Below are 24,017 nucleotides of genomic sequence, written 5' to 3'. Positions count from 1 at the left end.
AAAAGGCGTCATCGAACGAGAAGGCGAAGGGCACGGACCCTTCGCCTTTTTAAGCGTTTACGCGCCGACTACGATCGGCCTTGCCAGAGGCGGGACGACGGCGCTGACAGGCGCGATGCCGGCTTCGAACTCATGGCGGAAGTATTTGATTGCGCTGCCCAACGGCTCCACGGCGCCCGGTGCGTGAGCACAGAAGGTCTTGCCAGGGCCGAGGAAACCGACCAGACCCAGCAGGGTCTCGATATCGCCGGCTTGCCCTTCACCGTTCTCGATCGCACGCAGGAGCTTGACGCTCCACGGCAAGCCGTCACGGCACGGGGTGCAGAAACCGCACGACTCACGGGAGAAGAACTCTTCCATGTTGCGCAGCAGGGACACCATGTTGACGCTGTCGTCCACCGCCATGGCCAGGCCGGTACCCATACGGGTGCCCACCTTGGCGATGCCGCCGGCGTACATTTGTGCGTCCAGGTGTTCCGGCAACAGGAAACCGGTACCGGCGCCGCCGGGCTGCCAGCACTTGAGCTTGAAGCCGTCGCGCATGCCGCCGGCGTAGTCTTCGAACAACTCACGACCGGTGACGCCAAATGGCAGTTCCCACAGGCCCGGGTTCTTGACCTTGCCGGAGAAGCCCATGAGCTTGGTGCCCATGTCTTCACTGCCTTCACGGGACAACGATTTGTACCAGTCCACGCCGTCGGCAATGATCGCCGGCACGTTGCACAGGGTTTCAACGTTGTTCACGCAGGTCGGCTTGCCCCACACGCCAACGGCGGCAGGGAAGGGCGGCTTGGAGCGCGGGTTGGCGCGGCGGCCTTCGAGGGAATTGATCAGTGCGGTTTCTTCACCGCAGATGTAACGCCCGGCGCCGGTGTGGACGAACAGCTCGAAATCGAAGCCGCTGCCCAGAATGTTTTTACCCAGCAGGCCCGCTGCCTTGGCTTCTTCCACGGCACGGTTCAGGTGCTTGGCGGCGGTGGTGTATTCGCCACGCAGGAAGATATAGCCACGGTAGGTTTTCAGCGCGCGAGCACTGATCAGCATGCCTTCGATCAGCAGATGGGGCAGTTGCTCCATCAGCATGCGGTCTTTCCAGGTGTTCGGCTCCATCTCGTCCGCGTTGCACAGCAGGTAGCGGATGTTGATGGATTCGTCTTTGGGCATCAGGCCCCACTTGACGCCCGTGGGGAAGCCTGCACCGCCGCGACCTTTCAAGCCGGAATCTTTCACGGTCTGGACGATATCGTCCTGAGCCATGTCGGCGAAGGCCTTGCGCGCAGCGGCGTAACCGTTCTTGGCCTGGTACTCGTCGAGCCACACGGCTTCGCCGTCGTCACGCAGACGCCAGGTCAGCGGATGAGTCTCGGCCGAACGCTTGATGCGGTTGGCAGGACCGAAGGAAGTCAGGGTCATACGTAGCCCTCGAGCAATTTGGCAACGCCGGCAGGCTGCACATCACCGAAAGTGTCGTCGTCGATCATCAACGCCGGCGCCTTGTCGCAGTTGCCGAGGCAGCAGACTGGCAGCAGGGTGAAACGACCGTCGGCGGTGGTTTGACCCAGGCCGATGCCCAGCTTGCTCTGGATTTCGCTGACCACGGATTCGTGACCACCGATGTAGCAGACCATGCTGTCGCAAACGCGAATGATGTGACGGCCCACCGGCTGACGGAAGATCTGGCTATAGAAAGTAGCCACACCTTCAACGTCGCTCGCCGGGATGCCGAGGATTTCGCCGATGGCGTACAGAGCGCCGTCCGGCACCCAGCCACGTTCCTTCTGGACGATCTTCAGGGCTTCGATCGACGCCGCGCGCGGGTCTTCGTAGTGATGCAACTCGTGCTCGATGGCCGAGCGCTCGGTTTCACTCAAGGTGAAACGGTCTGTCTGGATAAGCGTGCTGTTCATGCTTAGCGGTCCACGTCGGCCATAACGAAATCGATACTACCCAGGTACGCAATCAAGTCCGCGACCATGCTGCCTTTGATCACCGAAGGGATCTGCTGCAGGTGCGGGAAGCTTGGGGTACGAATCCGGGTGCGGTAGCTCATGGTGCCGCCATCGCTCGTCAGGTAATAACTGTTGATGCCCTTGGTCGCTTCGATCATCTGGAAGGATTCGTTGGCCGGCATGACCGGGCCCCACGAAACTTGCAGGAAGTGCGTGATCAGGGTCTCGATGTGCTGCAGCGTGCGCTCTTTGGGCGGCGGCGTGGTCAGCGGGTGATCCGCCTTGTACGGGCCTTCCGGCATGTTGCGCATGCACTGCTCGATGATCTTGATGCTCTGGCGCATTTCTTCGACGCGCACGATGCAACGATCGTAGGCATCGCCATTGGCGGCCAGCGGCACTTCGAATTCGAAGTTTTCGTAACCGGAGTATGGACGTGCCTTACGCAGGTCGAAGTCGCAACCGGTCGAACGCAGGCCGGCACCGGTGACGCCCCATTCCAGGGCCTCTTTGGTGTTGTAGGCAGCGACGCCGATGGTCCGGCCACGCAGGATGCTGTTGTCCAGGGCGGCTTTCTGGTATTCGTCCAGACGCTTTGGCATCCACTCGACGAAGTCTTTCACCAGTTTTTCCCAGCCGCGCGGCAGGTCGTGGGCGACGCCACCGATGCGGTACCAGGCCGGGTGCAGACGGAAACCGGTAATGGCTTCGATCACCGTGTACGCCTTTTGACGGTCGGTGAACGTGAAGAACACCGGGGTCATGGCGCCGACGTCCTGGATGTAGGTACCCAGGAACAGCAGGTGGCTGGTGATCCGGAAGAACTCGGCCATCATGATTCGGATGACGTCGACCTTCTCAGGCACTTTGATGCCGGCCAGCTTCTCGACCGAGAGCACGTACGGCAGGTTGTTCATCACGCCGCCGAGGTAGTCGATACGGTCGGTGTACGGGATGAAGCTGTGCCAGGACTGACGCTCTGCCATCTTCTCGGCACCACGGTGGTGGTAGCCAACGTCCGGTACGCAATCGACGATCTCTTCACCGTCCAACTGCAGGATGATGCGGAACGCACCGTGCGCGGAAGGGTGGTTAGGACCGAGGTTGAGGAACATGTAGTCCTCGTTCGCACCGGAACGCTTCATGCCCCAGTCTTCAGGCTTGAAGCGCGCGGCTTCTTCCTCAAGCTGTTGCTTGGCCAGGTTCAGGGTGAACGGATCGAACTCGGTGGCGCGGGCCGGGAAGTCCTTGCGCAGCGGGTGACCTTCCCAGGTCGGCGGCATCATAATGCGGGTCAGGTGCGGGTGACCGGCAAAGTTGATGCCGTACATGTCCCACACTTCACGCTCGTACCAGTTGGCGTTCGGCCACAGACCGGTCACGGTCGGTACGTTGAGGTCGCTCTCGGACAAGGCGACCTTGATCATCACGTCACTATTACGTTCGATCGACATCAAGTGATAGAACACAGTGAAGTCGGCGCCGTTTGGCAGCCCTTGACGCTTGGTGCGCAGACGCTCGTCCACGCCGTGCAGGTCATAGAGCATGACGTACGGCTTGGGCAGGTTACGCAGGAAGGTCAGGACTTCGACGAGTTTGGCGCGCGCAACCCAAAGCACCGGCATGCCGGTGCGGGTAGGCTGGGCGGTGAACGCGTCCGCGCCAAAACGGTTGTTCAGTTCAACGACCACATCCTGGTCGTCTGCCTTATAAGGCGGGATGTACAGAGCACTGCCTGTAGTCATGGTTATTTATCGCTTTCGGTCAACGTAAAGAATGAAGCCAGTGTCTCGTTCTATTAAAGAAGCAGATCTGGATCAGACTTCGTCGGGGCTGCGCAGGTTGGTGACTGCGATTCGCTGTTCGCGGCGCTTTTCCTTCTCGGAAGGCATCTCGGCGCGATAAACGCCTTGATCCCCAACGACCCAGGAAAGCGGGCGACGCTCCTGTCCAATCGACTCTTGCAAGAGCATCAAGCCTTGCAGGAAAGCTTCAGGACGGGGCGGGCAGCCAGGCACGTAGACGTCCACGGGCAGGAACTTGTCCACCCCTTGAACGACAGAGTAGATGTCGTACATGCCACCGGAGTTGGCGCACGAACCCATGGAGATGACCCATTTAGGTTCGAGCATTTGCTCGTAGAGACGCTGAATGATCGGCGCCATCTTGATGAAGCAGGTACCGGCGATAACCATGAAATCCGCCTGGCGCGGCGATGCCCGGATAACCTCGGCGCCAAAGCGCGCGATGTCGTGGGGCGCCGTGAAGGCGGTGGTCATTTCCACGTAGCAGCACGAAAGACCGAAGTTATACGGCCACAGGGAGTTCTTGCGCCCCCAGTTGATCGTGCCGTTAAGCACGTCTTCGAGCTTGCCCATGAAGATGTTTTTGTGGACTTGATCTTCTAACGGATCGGAAACGGTTTCCCGTTCGCCAATCGGATACTGCTCGTTAGGAGCATCGGGGTCGATCCTGGTGAGATTGTATTGCATTGCCAAAGCCTCATTGTTTCAGCTTCGCTTGCCGCTTACGACGAGCTTCCGGAGCCCAGTCAAGGGCGCCCACTCGGAATAGGTAGACAAGGCCTGCCAACAGAATTGCTATGAAAACGAGAGCTTCGACGAATCCGGTCCAGCCGCTTTCGCGGACGGACACAGACCATGCAAAGAGAAAGAGGGCTTCGATATCGAAGATCACGAAGAGCATCGCGACCAGATAGAATTTGGCTGAGAGCCGCAGACGGGCGCCACCTGTAGGCAGCATGCCGGATTCGAACGGTTCGTTTTTGCTGCGGCCCCAGGCTTTTGACCCGAGGAGGCTGGAGACGCCGAGCATGAAGGCGCAGAGGCCGACAACGCCCAGAAGGAAAATGGCAAAGCCCCAGTTGTGGGCCATGAGTCCTGTCGCTTCGGGCATGCTGGTAATCCTTAACAGAGAGCAAAGGTCTCTGAGCTTGAAAAGAAACAAAGCAGTGACGATATGTCGCAGCAATCAATCCCGCTGATTTTATGGCACAACACTCAGCAAGTAAAATTCCTATAGCGAAATTATTTACAGGAATAAGGACATAGCGCATCTCCAAAGCCCCTCAGCCCATGCGTTGCGGGCATTAGCCGGGTTTTCATCAATATTGTTTTGTAGGGAATGTAACGAACATAGTTGCGGCTAAATGATAATCAGTATTATTTGTGGTGGTTTTTAAACGGGTTATCCGGTTTGAGGTAGGGAAGTTGTCTTTTATGTGCGTTACAGCAAGTAGTGACGGCGACTGTTTTAGCGGATTTTTCTGACGCCGATACCGCGCTGGATCAATGTTTTGCCTGTCTCACTCCTGCAGGGTCGGGGCGTGTCAGGGAGGAATCACAGGCAAAAAAAACGCCCCGAACCAGTCGGGGCGTCAGATGTGCGGCGTTGCGGTTAGCTTTCTAGTCGGTCCGCAGCGGCCGATCGATCAGGCGAAGCAGATCAGTGGAACTGTTCTTCTTCGGTCGAACCGGTCAGTGCGGTTACCGAAGACGTGCCACCTTGAATCACAGTGGTCATGTCGTCGAAGTAGCCGGTGCCCACTTCCTGCTGGTGAGCCACGAAGGTGTAGCCCTTCGCCGCGTCAGCGAACTCTTGCTCTTGCAGTTTCACGTAGGCAGTCATGTCGTTGCGGGCGTAGTCGTGCGCCAGGTTGAACATGCTGTGCCACATGTTGTGAATGCCGGCCAGGGTAATGAACTGGTGCTTGTAACCCATGGCGGACAGTTCGCGCTGGAACTTGGCGATGGTCGCGTCGTCCAGGTTTTTCTTCCAGTTGAAGGAAGGCGAGCAGTTGTACGACAGCAGTTGATCCGGGTATTCCTTTTTGATCGCTTCAGCGAAGCGACGAGCCTCGTCCAGATCCGGCTTGGCGGTTTCGCACCAGATCAGGTCGGCGTACGGAGCGTAAGCCAGGCCGCGAGCGATGGCCTGGTCCAGACCGGCGCGCACTTTGTAGAAGCCTTCCTGGGTACGTTCGCCAGTCACGAATGGCTGGTCGTACGGGTCGCAGTCGGAAGTCAGCAGGTCAGCAGCGTTAGCGTCGGTGCGGGCCAGAATGATGGTCGGCGTACCGGCAACGTCGGCTGCCAGACGGGCAGCGGTCAGCTTCTGTACAGCTTCCTGGGTAGGAACCAGTACCTTGCCGCCCATGTGGCCGCATTTTTTCACGGAAGCCAGTTGGTCTTCGAAGTGAACGCCGGCGGCGCCTGCTTCGATCATGCTCTTCATCAGCTCGTAAGCGTTCAGAACGCCGCCGAAACCGGCTTCAGCGTCAGCCACGATTGGAGCGAAGTAGTCGATGTAGCCTTCGTCGCCCGGGCCTTTTCCGGCTTTCCACTGGATCTGGTCAGCGCGACGGAACGAGTTGTTGATGCGCTTGACCACGGTTGGAACGGAGTCCACCGGGTACAGCGACTGGTCCGGGTACATCGATTCGGCGGAGTTGTTGTCCGCAGCAACTTGCCAGCCCGACAGGTAGATCGCCTGGATACCGGCTTTAACTTGCTGTACAGCCTGGCCGCCAGTCAGGGCGCCCATGCAGTTGACGAAATCTTTCTCAGGGCGGAAGGATGGCTTGGCGCCCTGGGTGACCAGGTTCCACAGCTTTTCGGCGCCCATTTTTGCAAAGGTGTGCTCAGGTTGAACCGAGCCACGCAGGCGGACGACGTCAGCAGCGGAGTAAGCGCGAGTCACGCCTTTCCAGCGTGGGTTTTCAGCCCAGTCTTTTTCGAGGGCTGCAATTTGCTGTTCGCGTGTCAGTGCCATGGAGATAAACCTCGTCGCGTCTTTTACGGAAAGTTGTTCTGCGGTGGAAAATTCATGCGCTCGCTGACCAGAAGCTAGGTGGTCAAGTCGAATTTGGCGGGGGTGTCGACAGGATGAACGATGGGCTCGAGGGGAAGTGAGCAGGTAAGGGCAAACTGGCGAACGCATTGGGGCATCGTGGGCCTTGGTGCAAACTTCAGTGTGAAGCCGGGTTACCTAATTACGCTTCCGTCCCTCGGGACAACTTCGTTCCAGTCGGCAACCTCGTCAAACACACCTTGTGGGCGGTACAGACACGAAGCGGCTCGCGGGGTAGGTGCGAGCATCGCTTCGAAGGCCCTTTCCAGGGCCCCTGATTAGCGGGAGCGAGGCCATCATGCCTTTGCTTTTTTCGATCGTCAAACGTTTTGTAGTGCTTTTTTTCAGGCACTACATCTTTGGTCTAATACGACTAATCAGTCAGTTTTCGGTGGTTTAGTCCAAAGTATCGACTTTCACCCGCAGGGTCATGTCATCCCGGCCTTGAGTAGCGTAGTTGCGGCTCGTGCCCTGTTTGTCGGCTTGGGTCTGGCGATTGACGCCGGCCAGCAGGATCCATTCGCCGAGGCGGCCCGTGACAGTTGTGTCGGTACTTTGCACGTTCACTACATCGGGACGTTCCTGGCTCATGCGGTCACGGTTGGTGCTGATCGCCAAGTGAACGATGTCGCCGGTGACGCTGGCGGTGACGTAGAAACCTTGAGTGACGTTGCGGTATTCGGTCTGGCTGCGCAGATCACCGTAGGAATCGGTCTGTGAGCTGGTGAGTGGCACGCTTTGGCCGACTTGAATCAGTGCGGGGGTGCCTTCGCTGGCCTGAATCTGCTGGATGCCACCGTCACGGCTGTCGGTACTGTAATTGATGATTCGTGTCTGACTTGGTTTGGCACCGTTGACCGAGGCGCCCTGATCGCCCTGGAAGTTGTTTTCATTGGTGTCGACGGTAATCAACAAGCGTTTGGCGGCGACGTCGAGCTGGCTGATCAGGGTTTTAAGTTCGTCGATCTTGCGTTGATCTGCGTTGACGATCAGCTGGTTGCCATAGGCGCTGACTTGGCCTTCCTTGCCAATGAAATCCTGTGCCATGGGCAGCATGTCGGCGCTGGTGCGAAAGTTCAGGGGCACGATCTCGGTGGCAGCCATGGCTGAAAAACTGCCGGTCAGCAACAGGGTAGTGAGCAGGGTGCGTAGGGACATATCCGTTATCTCCGACTTCTAATGCCTTGATAGTGCCAGTTTGTCGGCCTGGCGTGGTGCAAGTTGAATCGTAGACAGCAAAACGCCCCGACATCCGAAAATGGCGGGGCGTTTTGTGGTGTTCTTGCGGAAATCATCGCGAGCAGCTCGGCTCCTGCAGAGACCCTGTAGGAGCCGAGCTCGCGATGGGGGTGCCGCGGTATCAGGCCGAGTGACGCACCATATCCACATGCGGAATCCCGGCTTCCAGGAATTCCTCGCTGAGGATGTGAAAACCCAGGCGCTCATAGAACGCCGTGGCCTGCACTTGCGCGCTGAGTTGCTGCTGCTTCAGCCCGCGTTTCTCTGCTTCACCAATCACGGCATGCATCAGTGCATCGCCGACCTTCAAGCCGCGCCAGTCCTTGAGCACCGAAACCCGGCCGATGTGACCATCGGGCAGCAGGCGAGCGGTGCCAATCGGGAAGTCGCCTTCGAAGGCCAGGAAATGCACCGCGGTGGCGTCATCGGCATCCCATTCCAGCTCAGGTGGAACGGATTGCTCGGCGATGAATACCGTTTCACGAATGCGCCGGATCTCGGCGATGTCCTTCTGCCAGTCTGCGACACGTACGTGAATTTTATTCATCAGCAAACCCCAGGCTGCCTTGCTTGATCAATTCGCAGATCAGACCACGACCGTCTTCGTCTATCAGCCACTCGCCGAGGTTGTCGATGTGCAGCGCGTCAGCGGCGCAAATCATTTTCAACAGTTCGCGCAACTTGCCCGGCAGGTAACGGCTCTGGCCGCTGGCGAACAGCAGCAGGTCGTCATCGACTTCGGACCACGCGAGTCGGGCGCTTGGGTTGCGGATCAGAACGGCGCCTTGCTCAAGGCTGGCGAGCAGGTCGTCTTCCTCGATCTCTTCCGGGCCAACCACCAGTTCCGGGTAGCGCGGCTCGGTCATGTACTGGCCAAACCAGGTCAGCAGCAGGCGCTCGTCGCTCATGTGTTCGGCCAGCAGGCTTTTCAGGCGATCAAGGGCGTCGTGCTGGATCTGGTGTGGATCGACCGCAGGCACGGCGTCGGCGTCGGTATAGCGCTCTTCGTCCGTCAGGAACTGGCTGAGGAAGTCTGTGAAGTGGGTCAGCACTTCAGCGGCGCTCGGTGCACGGAAGCCCACCGAGTACGTCATGCAGTCATCGACCGCGACGCCGCAGTGAGCCAGGCGTGGTGGCAAGTACAGCATGTCGCCCGGTTCAAGAACCCACTCTTCGGTGGCTTCGAATTCAGCGAGGATGCGCAGGTCTGCGTGGGGCAGCAGCTTGCTGTCGGCATCGCACATCTGGCCGATTTTCCAGTTGCGCTTGCCGTGGCCTTGCAGCAGGAACACGTCGTAGTTGTCGAAGTGCGGGCCGACGCTGCCACCGGGGGCGGCGAAGCTGATCATCACATCGTCTACGCGCCAGCTCGGCAGAAAGCGGAAGTTTTCCAGCAGTTCGCTGACTTCCGGCACAAACTGATCGACCGCTTGAACCAGCAGGGTCCAGTCACGTTCCGGCAGTTTGCTGAATTCGTCTTCGGCGAACGGGCCGCGGCGCAATTCCCATGGGCGCTCGCCGTTCTCGATCACCAGGCGCGATTCGACTTCTTCTTCCAGCGCCAGGCCGGCCAGTTCGTCGGCGTCGATCGGGCTTTCGAAATCAGGAATCGCCTGGCGGATCAGCAGCGGTTTTTTCTGCCAGTAGTCGCGCAGGAATTCGCGCGCCGTGATGCCGCCCAGAAGTTGAAGAGGAATGTCAGGATTCATGTGTAACCTATTGAAAAAAACTACTTTTTAGACAGGAATAAAAACGCCCGGCGCGGCCGGGCGTCTCAAGCAGGTCCAGCGGTCAATCAGATACGTTTGGCTTGCTCTACAGCGTTGCCGATGTAGTTCGCCGGGGTGAGCAATTTCAGCTCGGCCTTGGCGGCGGCTGGCATGTCCAGGCCGTCGATGAAAGTCTGTAGCGCTTCTGGGCTGATGCCTTTGCCGCGGGTCAGTTCTTTCAGCTTTTCGTACGGGTTTTCGATGTTGTAGCGGCGCATCACGGTCTGGATCGGCTCGGCCAGCACTTCCCAGCAAGCGTCCAGGTCGGCAGCGATCTTCTGAGCGTTCAGCTCAAGCTTGCTAATGCCTTTGAGGCTGGCTTCGTACGCAATCACGCTGTGGGCGAAGCCGACACCTAGGTTGCGCAGCACGGTGGAGTCTGTCAGGTCACGCTGCCAGCGGGAGATTGGCAGTTTGCTCGCCAAATGCTGGAACAGTGCATTGGCGATGCCCAGGTTGCCTTCGGAGTTTTCGAAGTCGATCGGGTTGACCTTGTGCGGCATGGTCGACGAACCGATTTCACCAGCGATGGTGCGCTGTTTGAAATAACCCAGGGAAATGTAGCCCCAGATGTCACGGTCGAAGTCGATCAGGATGGTGTTGAAGCGCGCGATCGCGTCGAACAGCTCGGCGATGTAGTCGTGCGGTTCGATTTGCGTGGTGTACGGGTTGAAACCCAGGCCCAGTTCGTCTTCGATGAAGGCGCGGGCGTTTTCTTCCCAGTCGATCTCAGGGTAGGCCGACAGGTGAGCGTTGTAGTTGCCGACAGCGCCGTTGATCTTGCCCAGCAGCGGAACAGCAGCGACCTGAGCGATTTGACGCTCCAGACGGTAAACCACGTTCGCCAGCTCTTTGCCCAGGGTGGTCGGCGAGGCCGGTTGACCGTGGGTGCGCGACAGCATCGGCACGTCAGCGAAACGGATGGCCAGTTCGCGGATGGCTTCGGCGGTCTGGCGCATCAACGGCAGCATCACGTCATCACGGCCTTCGCGCAGCATCAGGGCGTGGGACAGGTTGTTGATGTCCTCGCTGGTGCAGGCAAAGTGGATGAACTCGCTGACGGCAGCCAGTTCAGGCAGCTTGGCCGCTTGCTCTTTGAGCAGGTATTCGATGGCTTTGACGTCGTGGTTGGTGGTGCGCTCGATCTCTTTGACACGCTCGGCGTGCTCCAGAGCGAAGTTTTCCGCCAGGGTGTTCAGCACAGCGTTGGCTTCGGCGGAGAACGCCGGCACTTCGCTGATACCAGGGTGAGCGGCCAGGCGCTGGAGCCAGCGCACTTCAACCAGAACGCGAGCACGGATCAGGCCGTATTCGCTGAAAATCGGGCGCAGGGCCTGGGTTTTGCCGGCGTAGCGGCCGTCAACAGGGGAAACCGCAGTGAGCGAAGAAAGCTGCATGGGGTGTTCTCGGACAGTCGGGCAACGAAATGGGGCGCGTATCATACATGAAAAAATCCGTCGGTCCGTTGCCAACTGACCGGCGTATTACGCGTAATGCGGAGTAAAACTTGTCTGCGCGACTTATTCGTTACGCATCAAGGGGTAAAGCTCTTTCAACAATTTGCGTCGGCTGATCACCAGCTGCCAGCGATGACCGCCCAACTGCCGCCACAGGCGCGCCGAGCGAATTCCGGCCAGCAGCAGGGCGCGGATTTTCGAGGCATTGCTTGGCTGTTGCAGGTTGCGCATGTCGCCGTGGACCTGAATCCGTTGGCGCAGCGTGCTCAGGGTGTCCTGGTACAGTGCGCCACACGCGGCGATCACGTTTTCGTGGGCCGGGCCGAAGTGTTCGACCTGGGATTGAATCTGCGGCAAGCGCTTGCCGATTACGTCCAGCATGTCGCCACGCTTGGCCAGTTGACGCTCCAGACCGAGCATCGCCAGGGCGTAACGCAAAGGTTCGCGTTGAAGGGCGCTCGGGTCGCGTTCAAGTGCGCCCACCAAAGCGCGATAGCCTTCGCGCAGATTGAGGTCGTCACCGCCGTAGACTTCCAGCGTGTCCTTGGGGTCGCGAATCAGCAGGCTGCCGAGCATGCAGGTCAGGCCGGCTTCGGTGGTCTGGCCGGTCTTGGCAATCTTGTCGACGAGGACGGCGGCGAGAAACACGCCGCCCAGCGCCGTCAGTTGCTCCTGAGTCGGGCTCATTGTGGCTGGCCTTTGCTGGTCCACGGCTCGGCAATTTCGATAACGCCGCCACCCAGGCAGATTTCACCGTCGTAAAACACCACGGATTGCCCTGGGGTGACCGCGCGCTGCGGGTCATCGAAGGTCGCGCGGTAGCCGGTAGCGGTTTTCTCCAGCGTGCAGGGCTGGTCGCTTTGGCGATAGCGGACCTTGGCGGTCAGCTTGCGCGGCTCGGTCAGATCAATCGGGTTGACCCAATAGATGTCCGAAGCGAGCAGGGCGCGGGAGAACAGGTACGGGTGGTCATTGCCCTGGCCAACGATCAGTTCGTTGTGTTCCAGGTCCTTGATCAGCACGTACCACGGCTCGTCACTGGCGTCTTTCAAGCCGCCGATGCCCAAGCCCTGGCGCTGGCCGATGGTGTGGTACATCAAGCCGTGGTGGCGGCCGATCACTTCGCCCTCGGTGGTCTTGATCTCGCCGGGCTGCGCTGGCAGGTACTGCTTGAGGAAATCGCTGAAACGGCGTTCGCCGATAAAGCAGATACCGGTGGAGTCCTTTTTCTTCGCGGTCGCCAGCTCGTATTTCTCGGCAATCGCACGGACTTCAGGCTTTTCCAGCTCGCCGACCGGGAACAGGGTCTTGGCGATCTGTTCGCCGCCGACGGCGTGCAGGAAGTAGCTCTGGTCCTTGTTTGCGTCCAGGCCCTTGAGCAGCTCGGTGCGACCGTCGATATCGCGGCGGCGCACGTAGTGACCGGTGGCGATCAGGTCGGCGCCGAGCATCATGGCGTAGTCGAGGAACGCCTTGAACTTGATCTCGCGGTTGCACAGGATGTCCGGGTTCGGCGTGCGACCGGCCTTGTATTCGGCGAGGAAGTGCTCGAACACGTTGTCCCAGTACTCGGCGGCGAAGTTGGCGGTGTGCAGCTTGATACCGATTTTGTCGCACACAGCCTGCGCATCCGCCAGGTCGTCCATGGCGGTGCAGTATTCCGTTCCATCGTCTTCTTCCCAGTTCTTCATGAACAGGCCTTCCACCTCATAACCCTGCTCGATCAGCAGGAGAGCGGAAACGGAAGAGTCCACGCCGCCGGACATGCCGACAATGACGCGCTTCTTTTGTGTGTCAGAAGGGGCTGGATCACGCATAGGGATTCAATGAGTGTCTTGAAAAAGGACGCGATTCTAGCAGGCTGGAGCCCGCAAGGCTAAAGAGAAGGGCGGATCAGTTCGAGACCGAAGTGATTGCCGTCCAGATAATCATCAATACAGCGGATGATCAGCTCACTGCGCCAGTTTGCGCGCTGTTCCAGCAGTTCGTCACGTGTCAGCCACTTGGCGCCGACGATGCCGTCGTCCAGCTGATAGTCCGGGTGGTGTTTGAGCGGTTTTGCCGTGAAGCAGACACGCTGGTAAGTCACGCCGTTGCTCGGGGCGGTGTAGAGGTAAATGCCGACTACACCCGTGGCTTCAACGTCCCAGCCGGTTTCTTCGAGGGTTTCGCGTACCGCGGCTTCGATCAGGGTTTCATTCGGGTCGAGGTGGCCGGCGGGCTGATTGAGTACGACGCGGTCGTGCTTGAGTTCTTCGACCATCAGGAAGCGGCCGTTGTCCTCGACGATGGTGGCGACGGTGATGTGGGGTTTCCAGTCCATAAAACACCTCAATTTCCAATGTTGGAATACGGTCAAAAGTAGGAGTGAGCCTGCTCGCGATGGCGTTGCGTCAGTCACCATCAAAGTTGAATGGTGTACCGCAATCGCAAGCAGGCTCGCTTCTACAGAGGTCGTGTGAATTCTAAAAACACAAACCCCGGCACGAGGCCGGGGTTTGTGATGTTCCCTTACAACCTTAAACCAACGCAGCGATCGCGGCGTTGAAGGTGTTGCTTGGGCGCATGGCCTTGCTGATCAGCTCGGCATTGGCGTGGTAGTAACCGCCGATGTCCACTGGCTTGCCCTGAACGGCGTTGAGCTCGGCAACGATGGTTGCTTCGTTCTCGGTCAGGGTTTTGGCCAGGGTCGCGAACTGCGCTTGCAGTGCAGCGTCTTCAGTCTGGGCGGCCAGGGCCTGAGCCCAGTACAGCGCCAGGTAGAAGTGGCTGCCGCGGTTGTCGATGTTGCCGACTTTGCGCGATGGCGACTTGTTGTTGTCCAGGAACTGGCCGGTGGCCTGATCCAGGGTCTTGGCCAGAACCAGTGCCTTAGGGTTGTTGTACGTCACGCCCAGGTGCTCAAGGGAAGCGGCCAGGGCCAGGAACTCGCCCAGGGAATCCCAACGCAAGAAGTTTTCTTCCAGCAGTTGTTGCACGTGCTTCGGCGCCGAACCGCCAGCGCCGGTTTCGAACAGGCCGCCACCATTCATCAGCGGAACGATCGACAGCATCTTGGCGCTGGTGCCCAGTTCCATGATCGGGAACAGGTCAGTCAGGTAGTCGCGCAATACGTTGCCGGTCACCGAGATGGTGTCCTTGCCTTCGCGAGTGCGCTGCAGGGTGAACTTCATCGCGTCGACAGGCGCCATGATCTGGATGTCCAGGCCGGCGGTGTCGTGATCCTTCAGGTAAGCCTGAACTTTTTCGATCACTACACCGTCGTGGGCGCGCATCGGGTCCAGCCAGAAAATCGCCGGGGTGCTGCTGGCGCGAGCACGGTTGACGGCCAGTTTGACCCAGTCCTGGATCGGCGCGTCTTTGGTCTGGCACATGCGGAAGGTGTCGCCGGCTTCAACCGACTGTTCCAGCAGGGTGCGACCAGCGCTGTCGGAAACCCGAACCACACCGTTGGTCTTGATCTGGAAAGTCTTGTCGTGCGAACCGTACTCTTCGGCTTTCTTCGCCATCAGGCCAACGTTCGGCACGCTGCCCATGGTGGTTGGGTCGAAAGCACCGTTGACTTTGCAGTCTTCGATCACGGCCTGGTAGATGGTTGCGTAGCAGCGATCCGGGATCACCGCCTTGGTGTCGTGCAGCTGGCCGTCGGTGCCCCACATTTTGCCGGAGTCACGGATCATCGCCGGCATCGAGGCGTCGACGATGACGTCGCTCGGCACGTGCAGGTTGGTGATGCCTTTGTCGGAGTTGACCATGGCCAACGACGGACGAACGGCGTAGACCGCCTGGATGTCCGCTTCGATCTGCGCTTGTTGCTCGGCCGGCAGGGCCTTGATGCGAGCGTACAGGTCGCCGATGCCGTTGTTCAGGTTGAAACCGATCTGTGCCAGCACGTCAGCGTGCTTGGCCAGTGCGTCTTTATAGAACTCGGCAACGATCTGGCCGAACATGATCGGATCGGAGACCTTCATCATGGTGGCTTTGAGGTGAACCGACAGCAGCACGCCTTTGGCTTTGGCGTCTTCGATCTCGGCAGCGATGAAGCTGCGCAGAGCGTTTTTGCTCATGACCGCGCAATCGAGGATCTCACCGGCTTGTACGGTGGTTTTTTCTTTCAGGACGGTGGTGGTGCCGTCTTGAGCGATCAGTTCGATTTTGACGGCGTCAGCGGCTTCGATCAGGGCGGCTTTTTCGCTGCCGTAGAAATCACCGGAGCTCATGTGCGCGACGTGAGACTTGGAGTCTTTAGCCCAGGCGCCCATTTTGTGCGGGTGCTTGCGAGCGTAATTCTTGACCGACAGCGGTGCACGACGATCGGAGTTACCTTCGCGCAGTACCGGGTTTACGGCGCTGCCCTTGATCTTGTCGTAGCGCGACTTGGCGAGCTTGTCGGCGTCGCTGGTCACGGTTTCCGGGTAGTCAGGAACAGCGAAGCCTTGGGCTTGCAGTTCTTTGATGGCGGCTTGTAGCTGCGGTACGGAGGCACTGATGTTCGGCAGCTTGATGATGTTGGCTTCAGGCGTAACGGCCAGGTCGCCCAGTTCGGCGAGGTGGTCGGCTACGGCTTTGTCACCCAGTTGCTCGGGGAAGCTAGCCAGAATGCGTCCTGCAAGAGAGATATCGCGGGTTTCAACGGCGATATCGGCCGAGGCGGTGAAGGCCTCTACGATAGGCAACAGTGAATAGGTGGCGAGGGCAGGGGCTTCGTCGGTGAAGGTATAGATGATCTTCGAGCGGGTGGGCATATTCGGATTAACTCTCTCTTCTTTGCTAAAGCGTGCGCAGAAACTCGAGGGGCGCCGGGTAAGCGCGTTCGTTCAAAGTCATCCATGAGCCGAATATCGAGGTTTCGTTGCTGTGATGTTGGGTGCATCAGTAGGGCGTCAAGCATTCGGACTGCGGTAACAGACCGGCTTATAGGGCGGAAAGTCTCGTCATAGAGCCTCTCCACCGTCGTGACCCTTTAGTCAGCGGCGGCATTATACATAGGTAGCTGGCAATCTGCCGATGGTTCATGAGTAAGGAATATCGTCCATTGGTCTAAAGGTCGCAGGGGCGAGTGGGGCGTAGAGTCGTTCGTCGTGCTCGACTTTGGCGCTTTTCCCTTTGCTTTCAGGCTTGTAGCCCGCGAGGAATGCAGCTTTGCGGCAGATGGTTGGAACATAGGGTTTGCGCGCCGATTTAACTGGGTTACGCTCGAACGAAGCCAGATGTTCAATCCAAACAATGGAGTTCAGCATGGGATACAAGAAGATTCAGGTTCCAGCAGTCGGCGACAAAATCACCGTCAACGCGGACCATTCTCTCAATGTTCCTAACAACCCGATCATTCCCTTCATCGAAGGCGATGGTATTGGCGTTGATATCAGCCCGGTCATGATCAAGGTTGTCGATGCTGCTGTTAAGAAGGCTTACGGCGGCGAGCGCAAAATTTCCTGGATGGAAGTCTACGCTGGGGAAAAAGCGACTCAGGTTTACGACCAGGACACCTGGCTACCTCAGGAAACCCTGGACGCAGTTAAAGATTACGTGGTTTCCATCAAGGGTCCTCTGACCACCCCGGTCGGTGGCGGCATTCGTTCCCTGAACGTGGCCCTGCGTCAGCAACTCGACCTTTATGTGTGCCTGCGCCCTGTGCGCTGGTTCGAAGGCGTGCCTAGCCCGGTGAAAAAGCCAGGCGACGTCGACATGACGATCTTCCGTGAGAACTCGGAAGACATCTACGCCGGTATCGAGTGGAAAGCCGGTTCGCCGGAAGCGACCAAAGTCATCAAGTTCCTTAAAGATGAAATGGGTGTCACCAAGATCCGTTTCGACGAAAACTGCGGTATCGGCATCAAGCCGGTTTCGCTGCAAGGCACCAAGCGTCTGGCACGCAAGGCCCTGCAGTACGTGGTCGACAACGATCGCGACTCGCTGACCATCGTGCACAAAGGCAACATCATGAAGTTCACCGAAGGTGCCTTCAAGGAATGGGCCTACGAAGTGGCGGCTGAAGAGTTCGGCGCGACCCTGCTCGACGGCGGTCCGTGGATGCAGTTCAAGAACCCGAAAACCGGCAAGAACGTCATCGTCAAGGACGCCATCGCCGACGCCATGCTCCAGCAGATCCTGCTGCGCCCGGCCGAATACGATGTGATCGCGACCCTGAACCTGAACGGCGACTACCTCTCCGACGCCCTGGCGGCGGAAGTGGGCGGTATCGGTATCGCACCGGGTGCCAACCTGTCCGACACCATTGCCATGTTCGAAGCGACCCACGGTACTGCGCCGAAGTACGCCGGCAAGGACCAGGTCAACCCGGGCTCGCTGATTCTGTCTGCTGAAATGATGCTGCGGCACATGGGCTGGACCGAAGCGGCCGACCTGATCATCAAGGGCACTAACGGCGCGATTTCCGCCAAGACCGTGACCTATGACTTCGAACGCCTGATGGACGGCGCGAAGCTGGTGTCGTCTTCCGGCTTTGGTGATGCGCTGATCTCGCATATGTAAGCGAAAAGCAGCTGCAATAAAACCGCCCGGCTCGAGTGATCGAGTCGGGCGTTTTTTATGGTCGGATGCCTTGAATCCTGGGAATCAGCTCACGACATTAACATGGGTGCTGGTAGCGGCTGCTGCGGCGCTGGCGGCGTCAACCGCCGCTTTGTCCTTGATTTTGTGGGCGTGCAGCCCTTTGGGGCCCTGAACGATATCGAAGTAAACGATCTGTCCGGCCTTGAGGGTCTTGTAGCCGCCCATATCGATGGCTGAATAGTGGGCAAAGAAATCGATTTCCTTGCCATCCTCGTCACGACCTTCTCTGGCGTCGGTGTTGATGAAACCGAATCCCTTGGCGTTGTTGAACCATTTCACCTTGCCAACTGCCATGCTCATATCCCTCTGCAACAGACTCCATCACTGGAGTATCATCCAGTACATCCGCAGTCTAATCTTCGAATTAAGATTGACTCCGCGGACCTTTTTTACCCACTGTGGGCTCTATTGGTTGTAACACCGTTTTCCCGATAGTCAAGGTGACCGGGCGGTCGATGTTGAAATCGTCCCCGGGCGCCCCCACCACTGTATTAGCACAACTGACGAACCTTTCTTTCCATGCATGCAATCAGCCAGATTCGACTAACATTCAATCAGGATCATCCTGATTCACACGACGACGATTCAGCGGGTATTGCTGTTCAGGAGGCAAAGCCTGCGTTACAGGCGCCGCCGATGTACAAGGTGGTTTTGTTCAACGATGACTACACACCGATGGATTTCGTCGTCGAAGTGCTCGAGGTGTTTTTTAACCTGAATCGGGAGCTGGCGACCAAGGTCATGCTGGCCGTCCATACAGAAGGGCGGGCAGTATGTGGAGTGTTTACCCGCGACATCGCCGAGACAAAGGCCATGCAGGTCAACCAGTACGCCAGGGAAAGCCAGCATCCGCTACTCTGTGAAATCGAGAAGGACGGTTAATCGCCGACCACTTGGGTATGAGGTGAAGCTATGTTAAACCGCGAGCTCGAAGTCACCCTCAATCTAGCCTTCAAGGAGGCCCGTTCGAAGCGTCATGAATTCATGACCGTCGAACACCTCCTGCTGGCCCTATTGGACAATGAGGCTGCCGCCACTGTTTTGCGTGCGTGCGGCGCAAACCTCGACAAACTCAAGCATGACCTGCAGGAGTTCATCGACTCCACCACGCCATTGATCCCCGTCCATGACGAGGATCGTGAAACCCAGCCAACCCTGGGCTTCCAGCGTGTACTGCAACGTGCTGTTTTTCACGTACAGAGCTCGGGCAAACGCGAAGTGACTGGCGCCAACGTGCTGGTCGCGATCTTCAGTGAGCAAGAGAGTCAGGCAGTGTTCCTGCTGAAACAGCAGAGCGTTGCGCGCATCGATGTCGTCAACTACATCGCCCATGGCATTTCCAAAGTGCCTGGGCATGGCGATCACTCTGAAGGTGAGCAAGATATGCAGGACGACGAGGGCGGTGAGTCTTCATCTTCAGGCAATCCTCTGGATGCTTATGCCAGCAACCTCAATGAACTCGCGCGCCAGGGTCGAATCGATCCACTGGTAGGCCGTGAGCTGGAAGTCGAACGCGTTGCGCAGATTCTGGCGCGCCGTCGTAAAAACAATCCGCTGCTGGTGGGCGAGGCGGGCGTGGGTAAAACCGCGATTGCCGAAGGCCTGGCCAAACGCATTGTCGACAACCAGGTGCCGGATTTGCTGGCCAACAGCGTGGTGTATTCCCTCGACTTGGGCGCCTTGCTGGCCGGGACCAAATACCGTGGTGATTTCGAGAAGCGCTTCAAGGCGCTGCTCAATGAGCTGAAAAAACGTCCGCAGGCGATCCTGTTCATCGACGAAATCCACACCATCATCGGTGCGGGTGCTGCGTCCGGTGGCGTCATGGATGCCTCGAACCTGCTCAAGCCGCTGCTGTCCTCGGGCGATATCCGTTGCATCGGTTCGACCACGTTCCAGGAATTCCGCGGGATCTTCGAGAAGGACCGTGCCCTGGCGCGACGCTTCCAGAAGGTCGATGTGTCGGAGCCTTCGGTGGAAGACACCATTGGCATCCTGCGCGGCCTGAAAGGGCGTTTCGAAGCGCATCACAACATCGAATACAGTGATGAGGCGCTGCGTGCGGCGGCTGAGCTGGCTTCGCGCTATATCAATGACCGGCACATGCCGGACAAGGCGATCGACGTTATCGACGAGGCGGGCGCCTATCAGCGTCTGCAGCCAATCGAGAAGCGTGTGAAGCGCATCGAGGTGCCTCAGGTCGAGGACATCGTGGCGAAAATCGCCCGAATTCCGCCCAAGCACGTCACCAGCTCCGACAAAGAGTTGCTGCGTAACCTTGAGCGTGACCTGAAACTGACCGTATTTGGCCAGGATGCCGCCATCGACTCGTTGTCGACGGCGATCAAACTGTCCCGTGCGGGCCTCAAGTCGCCCGACAAACCTGTCGGTTCGTTCCTGTTCGCAGGGCCTACCGGTGTTGGTAAAACCGAAGCGGCGCGTCAACTGGCCAAGGCGTTGGGCATCGAACTGGTTCGCTTCGACATGTCCGAGTACATGGAGCGCCACACCGTATCGCGTCTGATCGGTGCACCTCCAGGCTACGTCGGGTTCGATCAGGGCGGTCTGCTGACCGAAGCCATTACCAAGCAGCCTCACTGCGTGCTGTTGCTCGATGAGATCGAGAAGGCGCATCCGGAAGTCTTTAACCTGCTGCTGCAGGTCATGGACCACGGTACGCTGACCGATAACAACGGGCGCAAGGCGGATTTCCGTAACGTGATCGTCATCATGACGACCAACGCCGGTGCCGAAACAGCGGCGCGTGCTTCGATCGGTTTCACCCATCAGGACCACTCGTCCGATGCGATGGAAGTGATCAAGAAGAGCTTCACGCCAGAGTTCCGCAACCGTCTGGACACCATTATCCAGTTTGGTCGCCTCAGCCATGAGGTCATCAAAAGCGTGGTGGACAAGTTCCTCACCGAGCTTCAGGCGCAGCTGGAAGACAAGCGCGTGCAGCTGGAAGTAACGGACGCAGCGCGCGGCTGGCTGGCGGTGGGTGGCTACGACACGGCAATGGGGGCGCGTCCAATGGCACGTTTGATCCAGGACAAGATCAAGCGTCCACTGGCCGAAGAGATCCTCTTTGGCGAACTGGCCGACCATGGTGGCGTGGTGCATATCGATCTGAAGGACGGCGAGCTGACCTTCGAGTTCGAGACCACGGCTGAAATGGCCTGACGTTAACCGCTACAAAGCAAAAGGCGCCGAAAGGCGCCTTTTTGCTGTCTGCTGACTTTGATCGTCCCCACGCAGAGCGTGGAAACGATCGGCAAACAAAAACGCCCGGCAGAGCCGGGCGTTTTGTATTGACTTGATTAGCGAGCGCGGTAAGTGATGCGCCCTTTGCTCAAGTCATAGGGCGTCAGCTCGACGCGCACTTTGTCACCGGTAAGAATACGAATGTAGTTCTTGCGCATCTTGCCGGAGATATGCGCGGTTACGACGTGCCCATTTTCCAACTCCACACGAAACATGGTGTTGGGCAGGGTGTCGACGACAGTGCCTTCCATTTCGAAGCTGTCTTCTTTCGACATGCAGTAAAGCCCTCGGTGTCCAATGAATGGCCCGGTGCAACTGCGCCAGGCAAAAGCGGCGTGCATTGTGCCCGAAAAATGGGGTTTAAGCCAAGGGGTTCTAGTTCAGGATGACCCAACGTTGATTAATCAGCAGTTCGATCGGCCGATATTGGGTCTTGTAGCTCATCTTTTTGCAGTTTTTGATCCAGTAGCCGAGGTAGACGGCCTCCAGTCCAAGGCGCCGGGTCTCGCCGATCTGCCACAGGATCGCAAAACGCCCCAGGCTGCGACGTTCTTCGGACGGTTCGTAAAAGGTGTAAACCGCCGACAGACCGTTCGGCAACAAGTCGGTGACGGCCACCGCCAGCAGTCGCCCTTCGAGACGAAATTCGTAAAAGCGCGAGAACGGCAGATCCCTCACGAGGAACGTGGAGAATTGATCACGACTCGGCGGATACATGTCGCCATCAGCGTGGCGCTGTTCGATGTAGCGCTGGTAGAGGTCGAAATATTCTTCGCTGAACTGCGCCCTGGCGGGGCGAACCTGCAGGTCGGCATTGCGTTTGAAAATGCGCTTCTGTTGGCGATTGGGGGTGAATTGCGCCACAGGGATGCGCGCCGGGACGCACGCGTTGCAGTTCTGGCAATGAGGCCGGTAGAGGTGGTCGCCGCTGCGCCGAAAACCCATTTCAGACAAATCTGCATAGACATGCACATCCATGGGCTGGCTAGGGTCGAGAAACAGGGTTGTCGCCTGTTCATCTGGCAGATAGCTGCAAGAGTGGGGCTGAGTGGCATAGAACTTCAAACGCGCCAACTCGGTCATGATCAACCCTCGGGAAAAAGCTTTGAATTAAGTGTAAGCCACCCGCGCGAAAGTCGCTCAGCAAACCCATGTGGCGCGGTTGGGTTGATCCAGATGCTGCGCCAGATAGCCGGCAAATTCGCGGCGTGGGATCGCTCGTGCGCCAAGGCTGTGCAGATGATCGGTCGGCATCTGGCAGTCGATCAGCACAAAACCCGAGTCTTTCAGATGTCGCACCAATGTGGCAAAGCCAAATTTGGAGGCGTTGTCGGCGCGGCTGAACATGGACTCGCCGAAGAACAACTGCCCCATCGCCAGGCCGTACAGCCCGCCAACCAACTCGTCCTGATCCCAGACTTCCACTGAATGCGCATGGCCGCGCCGGTGCAGTTCAATGTAAGCGTCCTGCATGGCCTGGGTGATCCAGGTGCCGTCGGCGTAATCACGCGGCGCGGCGCAGGCACGGATGACGGCGGCGAAATCCTGATCGAAGGTCACTTGATAGCGCTGTTGGCGCAGCAATTTGCCCAGGCTGCGGGAAACATGCAGTTCGTCGGGAAACAATACGGTGCGCGGATCCGGCGACCACCAGAGAATCGGCTGGCCTTCGGAAAACCATGGAAAGCAGCCGTGGCGATAGGCCTGAATCAGACGATCGGCAGACAGATCGCCCCCGGCAGCCAAGAGCCCGTTGGGGTCGCGCATGGCTTTTTCCAGCGGGGGGAAGGTCAGGGTATTGCGTTGTAACCAAGTCAGCATGGCATCCGGGCTTGCAGAAGGGGAGGGCGGTGACGGGCTGGTAGGCCCGCCGTAAAGTGTGCCGTTAAACGGTGGGAATGTCGTCGAGGTATTTTTCGGCGTCCAGTGCGGCCATGCAACCGGCCCCGGCGGACGTGACGGCCTGGCGGTAAACGTGATCGGCGACATCGCCAGCGGCAAACACGCCGGGGATTGTGGTGGCGGTGGCGTCGCCTTCGTTGCCGCTTTTGACCCTCAGATAACCGTCGCGCATCGGCAGTTGATCTATAAACAGATCGGTATTGGGTTTGTGGCCGATGGCGATGAAGACGCCGGCCAGCGCCAATTCACGGGTCTTGCCGGTCAGGCTGTCGCGCAGGCGGGCGCCGGTCACGCCGCTGGCATCGCCCAGCACTTCATCCAGATGCTGATTCCAGTGCAGGCGAATATTGCCGTTGGCGGCTTTCTCGAACAGTTTGTCCTGGAGGATTTTCTCCGAGCGCAGCTTATCGCGACGGTGAATCAGATGGACTTCCTTGGCGATGTTCGACAGATACAGGGCCTCTTCAACGGCGGTATTGCCGCCACCGATCACCGCCACCACCTGATTGCGGTAGAAAAAGCCGTCGCAGGTCGCGCAGGCGGAAACCCCTCGGCCGGCGAACGTCTCTTCCGAGGGCAGGCCCAGGTATTGCGCCGAAGCGCCGGTGGCGATGATCAGGGCGTCGCAGGTGTAGGTGCCGCCGTCGCCAATCAGTTCAAACGGGCGCTGTTGCAACTTGGCGGTGTGGATGTGGTCGTAAACGATCTCTGTGTCAAAGCGTTCGGCGTGTTTTTGCATGCGCTCCATCAGCGCCGGGCCGGTGAGCCCTTCGACGTCGCCGGGCCAGTTGTCGACTTCGACAGTGGTGGTGAGCTGGCCACCTGCCTGTATGCCGGTAATGACAACGGGCTTGAGGTTGGCGCGGGCGGCATAAACGGCTGCGCTGTAACCGGCAGGGCCGGAACCCAGAATGATCAGGCGTGAATGCTTCGCTTCGCTCATAAAAACACCTCATAAGCCTTTGTCACGAAAGAGAATGCATGCTCAAATT

General features: G+C 58.5%; 23 protein-coding genes. 3 read left to right on the top strand and 20 right to left on the bottom strand.

Annotated features, from left to right (window positions below; all coding sequences use genetic code 11):
- Window positions 1–57: 57 nt before the first annotated feature.
- From nuoF to J2X66_RS24365, 15 genes are all read right to left on the bottom strand, one after another.
- On the bottom strand, window positions 58–1,413 hold the full coding sequence (gene nuoF, locus J2X66_RS24435; protein WP_059182581.1) for an NADH-quinone oxidoreductase subunit NuoF: 1,356 nt from the start codon (window positions 1,411–1,413) through the stop codon (window positions 58–60).
- The gene (nuoE, locus tag J2X66_RS24430; RefSeq protein ID WP_008020715.1) at window positions 1,410–1,907 is read right to left on the bottom strand and encodes an NADH-quinone oxidoreductase subunit NuoE; all 498 of its coding nucleotides are present in this window, start codon (window positions 1,905–1,907) and stop codon (window positions 1,410–1,412) included. The genes nuoF and nuoE overlap by 4 nt, the downstream gene beginning before the upstream one ends.
- Before the next feature lie 2 nt (window positions 1,908–1,909).
- Entirely contained in the window at window positions 1,910–3,694 is a 1,785-nt protein-coding gene (gene nuoC / locus J2X66_RS24425) for an NADH-quinone oxidoreductase subunit C/D (RefSeq protein ID WP_310269653.1), read from the bottom strand.
- Window positions 3,695–3,766: 72 nt separating this feature from the next.
- Complete coding sequence (locus tag J2X66_RS24420) at window positions 3,767–4,441, bottom strand: NADH-quinone oxidoreductase subunit B family protein (protein WP_007946424.1); 675 nt, start codon at window positions 4,439–4,441, stop codon at window positions 3,767–3,769.
- Between the two features lie 10 nt (window positions 4,442–4,451).
- Window positions 4,452–4,865 (bottom strand): NADH-quinone oxidoreductase subunit A, encoded by a 414-nt coding sequence (locus tag J2X66_RS24415; protein ID WP_003223812.1) that lies wholly within the window; start codon window positions 4,863–4,865, stop codon window positions 4,452–4,454.
- Window positions 4,866–5,414: 549 nt separating this feature from the next.
- Window positions 5,415–6,740: an isocitrate lyase gene (gene aceA, locus J2X66_RS24410; RefSeq protein ID WP_027925113.1), complete on the bottom strand. Its 1,326-nt coding sequence runs from the start codon at window positions 6,738–6,740 to the stop codon at window positions 5,415–5,417.
- A 474-nt stretch (window positions 6,741–7,214) separates the two neighbouring features.
- Window positions 7,215–7,976: a secretin N-terminal domain-containing protein gene (locus tag J2X66_RS24405; RefSeq protein ID WP_310269648.1), complete on the bottom strand. Its 762-nt coding sequence runs from the start codon at window positions 7,974–7,976 to the stop codon at window positions 7,215–7,217.
- Window positions 7,977–8,178: 202 nt separating this feature from the next.
- A complete protein-coding gene (locus tag J2X66_RS24400; RefSeq protein WP_027925115.1) occupies window positions 8,179–8,604 on the bottom strand; it encodes a GNAT family N-acetyltransferase in 426 nt (141 codons plus the stop codon).
- A complete protein-coding gene (locus J2X66_RS24395; RefSeq protein WP_310269642.1) occupies window positions 8,597–9,766 on the bottom strand; it encodes a cupin domain-containing protein in 1,170 nt (389 codons plus the stop codon). The genes J2X66_RS24400 and J2X66_RS24395 overlap by 8 nt, the downstream gene beginning before the upstream one ends.
- A gap of 86 nt (window positions 9,767–9,852) precedes the next feature.
- Window positions 9,853–11,223, bottom strand: a complete 1,371-nt coding sequence (purB, locus tag J2X66_RS24390; protein WP_027925117.1) for an adenylosuccinate lyase — start codon at window positions 11,221–11,223, stop codon at window positions 9,853–9,855.
- A gap of 123 nt (window positions 11,224–11,346) precedes the next feature.
- The gene (hflD, locus tag J2X66_RS24385; protein ID WP_027925118.1) at window positions 11,347–11,970 is read right to left on the bottom strand and encodes a high frequency lysogenization protein HflD; all 624 of its coding nucleotides are present in this window, start codon (window positions 11,968–11,970) and stop codon (window positions 11,347–11,349) included.
- On the bottom strand, window positions 11,967–13,100 hold the full coding sequence (gene mnmA / locus J2X66_RS24380) for a tRNA 2-thiouridine(34) synthase MnmA (protein WP_046032483.1): 1,134 nt from the start codon (window positions 13,098–13,100) through the stop codon (window positions 11,967–11,969). The genes hflD and mnmA overlap by 4 nt, the downstream gene beginning before the upstream one ends.
- Before the next feature lie 59 nt (window positions 13,101–13,159).
- Window positions 13,160–13,606 (bottom strand): NUDIX hydrolase, encoded by a 447-nt coding sequence (locus J2X66_RS24375; RefSeq protein WP_310269635.1) that lies wholly within the window; start codon window positions 13,604–13,606, stop codon window positions 13,160–13,162.
- A gap of 196 nt (window positions 13,607–13,802) precedes the next feature.
- Window positions 13,803–16,028 (bottom strand): NADP-dependent isocitrate dehydrogenase, encoded by a 2,226-nt coding sequence (locus J2X66_RS24370; protein WP_310269632.1) that lies wholly within the window; start codon window positions 16,026–16,028, stop codon window positions 13,803–13,805.
- A gap of 267 nt (window positions 16,029–16,295) precedes the next feature.
- Window positions 16,296–16,523, bottom strand: coding sequence for a hypothetical protein (locus J2X66_RS24365; RefSeq protein ID WP_310269629.1), 228 nt, complete (start codon window positions 16,521–16,523; stop codon window positions 16,296–16,298).
- Between J2X66_RS24365 and icd the strand changes: the two genes are divergently transcribed.
- The gene (gene icd, locus J2X66_RS24360; RefSeq protein WP_027925122.1) at window positions 16,522–17,778 is read left to right on the top strand and encodes an NADP-dependent isocitrate dehydrogenase; all 1,257 of its coding nucleotides are present in this window, start codon (window positions 16,522–16,524) and stop codon (window positions 17,776–17,778) included. The two genes, J2X66_RS24365 and icd, sit on opposite strands and share 2 nt — an antisense overlap.
- 84 nt (window positions 17,779–17,862) lie before the next feature.
- On the opposite strand, the gene J2X66_RS24355 is transcribed toward icd, so the two are convergent.
- Entirely contained in the window at window positions 17,863–18,153 is a 291-nt protein-coding gene (locus tag J2X66_RS24355) for a cold shock domain-containing protein (RefSeq protein ID WP_310269625.1), read from the bottom strand.
- Between the two features lie 225 nt (window positions 18,154–18,378).
- On the opposite strand from J2X66_RS24355, the gene clpS reads away from it, so the two are divergent.
- Complete coding sequence (clpS, locus tag J2X66_RS24350) at window positions 18,379–18,741, top strand: ATP-dependent Clp protease adapter ClpS (protein ID WP_027925124.1); 363 nt, start codon at window positions 18,379–18,381, stop codon at window positions 18,739–18,741.
- A gap of 30 nt (window positions 18,742–18,771) precedes the next feature.
- Entirely contained in the window at window positions 18,772–21,042 is a 2,271-nt protein-coding gene (gene clpA / locus J2X66_RS24345; RefSeq protein WP_027925125.1) for an ATP-dependent Clp protease ATP-binding subunit ClpA, read from the top strand.
- Window positions 21,043–21,179: 137 nt separating this feature from the next.
- On the opposite strand, the gene infA is transcribed toward clpA, so the two are convergent.
- From infA to trxB, 4 genes are all read right to left on the bottom strand, one after another.
- On the bottom strand, window positions 21,180–21,398 hold the full coding sequence (gene infA, locus J2X66_RS24340) for a translation initiation factor IF-1 (RefSeq protein WP_002553999.1): 219 nt from the start codon (window positions 21,396–21,398) through the stop codon (window positions 21,180–21,182).
- Window positions 21,399–21,498: 100 nt separating this feature from the next.
- On the bottom strand, window positions 21,499–22,206 hold the full coding sequence (locus J2X66_RS24335; RefSeq protein WP_123432247.1) for an arginyltransferase: 708 nt from the start codon (window positions 22,204–22,206) through the stop codon (window positions 21,499–21,501).
- Window positions 22,207–22,263: 57 nt separating this feature from the next.
- Window positions 22,264–22,944 (bottom strand): leucyl/phenylalanyl-tRNA--protein transferase, encoded by a 681-nt coding sequence (gene aat, locus J2X66_RS24330; RefSeq protein WP_310269619.1) that lies wholly within the window; start codon window positions 22,942–22,944, stop codon window positions 22,264–22,266.
- Between the two features lie 64 nt (window positions 22,945–23,008).
- Window positions 23,009–23,968 (bottom strand): thioredoxin-disulfide reductase, encoded by a 960-nt coding sequence (gene trxB, locus J2X66_RS24325; protein ID WP_310269616.1) that lies wholly within the window; start codon window positions 23,966–23,968, stop codon window positions 23,009–23,011.
- Window positions 23,969–24,017 lie beyond the last annotated feature (49 nt).

It is taken from the genome of Pseudomonas sp. 3296 (assembly GCF_031456615.1).
GTDB lineage: Bacteria > Pseudomonadota > Gammaproteobacteria > Pseudomonadales > Pseudomonadaceae > Aquipseudomonas > Aquipseudomonas mucoides.
This window is presented reverse-complemented; position numbering and strand designations above follow the sequence as displayed.

What these genes read in the sequence shown, in the direction of transcription:
- nuoF (WP_059182581.1), bottom strand. Translation starts at nt 1,413, where the DNA reads ATGACCCTGACTTCCTTCGGTCCTGCCAACCGCATCAAGCGTTCGGCC.
- nuoE (WP_008020715.1), bottom strand. Translation starts at nt 1,907, where the DNA reads ATGAACAGCACGCTTATCCAGACAGACCGTTTCACCTTGAGTGAAACC.
- nuoC (WP_310269653.1), bottom strand. Translation starts at nt 3,694, where the DNA reads ATGACTACAGGCAGTGCTCTGTACATCCCGCCTTATAAGGCAGACGAC.
- J2X66_RS24420 (WP_007946424.1), bottom strand. Translation starts at nt 4,441, where the DNA reads ATGCAATACAATCTCACCAGGATCGACCCCGATGCTCCTAACGAGCAG.
- J2X66_RS24415 (WP_003223812.1), bottom strand. Translation starts at nt 4,865, where the DNA reads ATGCCCGAAGCGACAGGACTCATGGCCCACAACTGGGGCTTTGCCATT.
- aceA (WP_027925113.1), bottom strand. Translation starts at nt 6,740, where the DNA reads ATGGCACTGACACGCGAACAGCAAATTGCAGCCCTCGAAAAAGACTGG.
- J2X66_RS24405 (WP_310269648.1), bottom strand. Translation starts at nt 7,976, where the DNA reads ATGTCCCTACGCACCCTGCTCACTACCCTGTTGCTGACCGGCAGTTTT.
- J2X66_RS24400 (WP_027925115.1), bottom strand. Translation starts at nt 8,604, where the DNA reads ATGAATAAAATTCACGTACGTGTCGCAGACTGGCAGAAGGACATCGCC.
- J2X66_RS24395 (WP_310269642.1), bottom strand. Translation starts at nt 9,766, where the DNA reads ATGAATCCTGACATTCCTCTTCAACTTCTGGGCGGCATCACGGCGCGC.
- purB (WP_027925117.1), bottom strand. Translation starts at nt 11,223, where the DNA reads ATGCAGCTTTCTTCGCTCACTGCGGTTTCCCCTGTTGACGGCCGCTAC.
- hflD (WP_027925118.1), bottom strand. Translation starts at nt 11,970, where the DNA reads ATGAGCCCGACTCAGGAGCAACTGACGGCGCTGGGCGGCGTGTTTCTC.
- mnmA (WP_046032483.1), bottom strand. Translation starts at nt 13,100, where the DNA reads ATGCGTGATCCAGCCCCTTCTGACACACAAAAGAAGCGCGTCATTGTC.
- J2X66_RS24375 (WP_310269635.1), bottom strand. Translation starts at nt 13,606, where the DNA reads ATGGACTGGAAACCCCACATCACCGTCGCCACCATCGTCGAGGACAAC.
- J2X66_RS24370 (WP_310269632.1), bottom strand. Translation starts at nt 16,028, where the DNA reads ATGCCCACCCGCTCGAAGATCATCTATACCTTCACCGACGAAGCCCCT.
- icd (WP_027925122.1), top strand. Translation starts at nt 16,522, where the DNA reads ATGGGATACAAGAAGATTCAGGTTCCAGCAGTCGGCGACAAAATCACC.
- J2X66_RS24365 (WP_310269629.1), bottom strand. Translation starts at nt 16,523, where the DNA reads ATGCTGAACTCCATTGTTTGGATTGAACATCTGGCTTCGTTCGAGCGT.
- J2X66_RS24355 (WP_310269625.1), bottom strand. Translation starts at nt 18,153, where the DNA reads ATGGCAGTTGGCAAGGTGAAATGGTTCAACAACGCCAAGGGATTCGGT.
- clpS (WP_027925124.1), top strand. Translation starts at nt 18,379, where the DNA reads ATGCATGCAATCAGCCAGATTCGACTAACATTCAATCAGGATCATCCT.
- clpA (WP_027925125.1), top strand. Translation starts at nt 18,772, where the DNA reads ATGTTAAACCGCGAGCTCGAAGTCACCCTCAATCTAGCCTTCAAGGAG.
- infA (WP_002553999.1), bottom strand. Translation starts at nt 21,398, where the DNA reads ATGTCGAAAGAAGACAGCTTCGAAATGGAAGGCACTGTCGTCGACACC.
- J2X66_RS24335 (WP_123432247.1), bottom strand. Translation starts at nt 22,206, where the DNA reads ATGACCGAGTTGGCGCGTTTGAAGTTCTATGCCACTCAGCCCCACTCT.
- aat (WP_310269619.1), bottom strand. Translation starts at nt 22,944, where the DNA reads ATGCTGACTTGGTTACAACGCAATACCCTGACCTTCCCCCCGCTGGAA.
- trxB (WP_310269616.1), bottom strand. Translation starts at nt 23,968, where the DNA reads ATGAGCGAAGCGAAGCATTCACGCCTGATCATTCTGGGTTCCGGCCCT.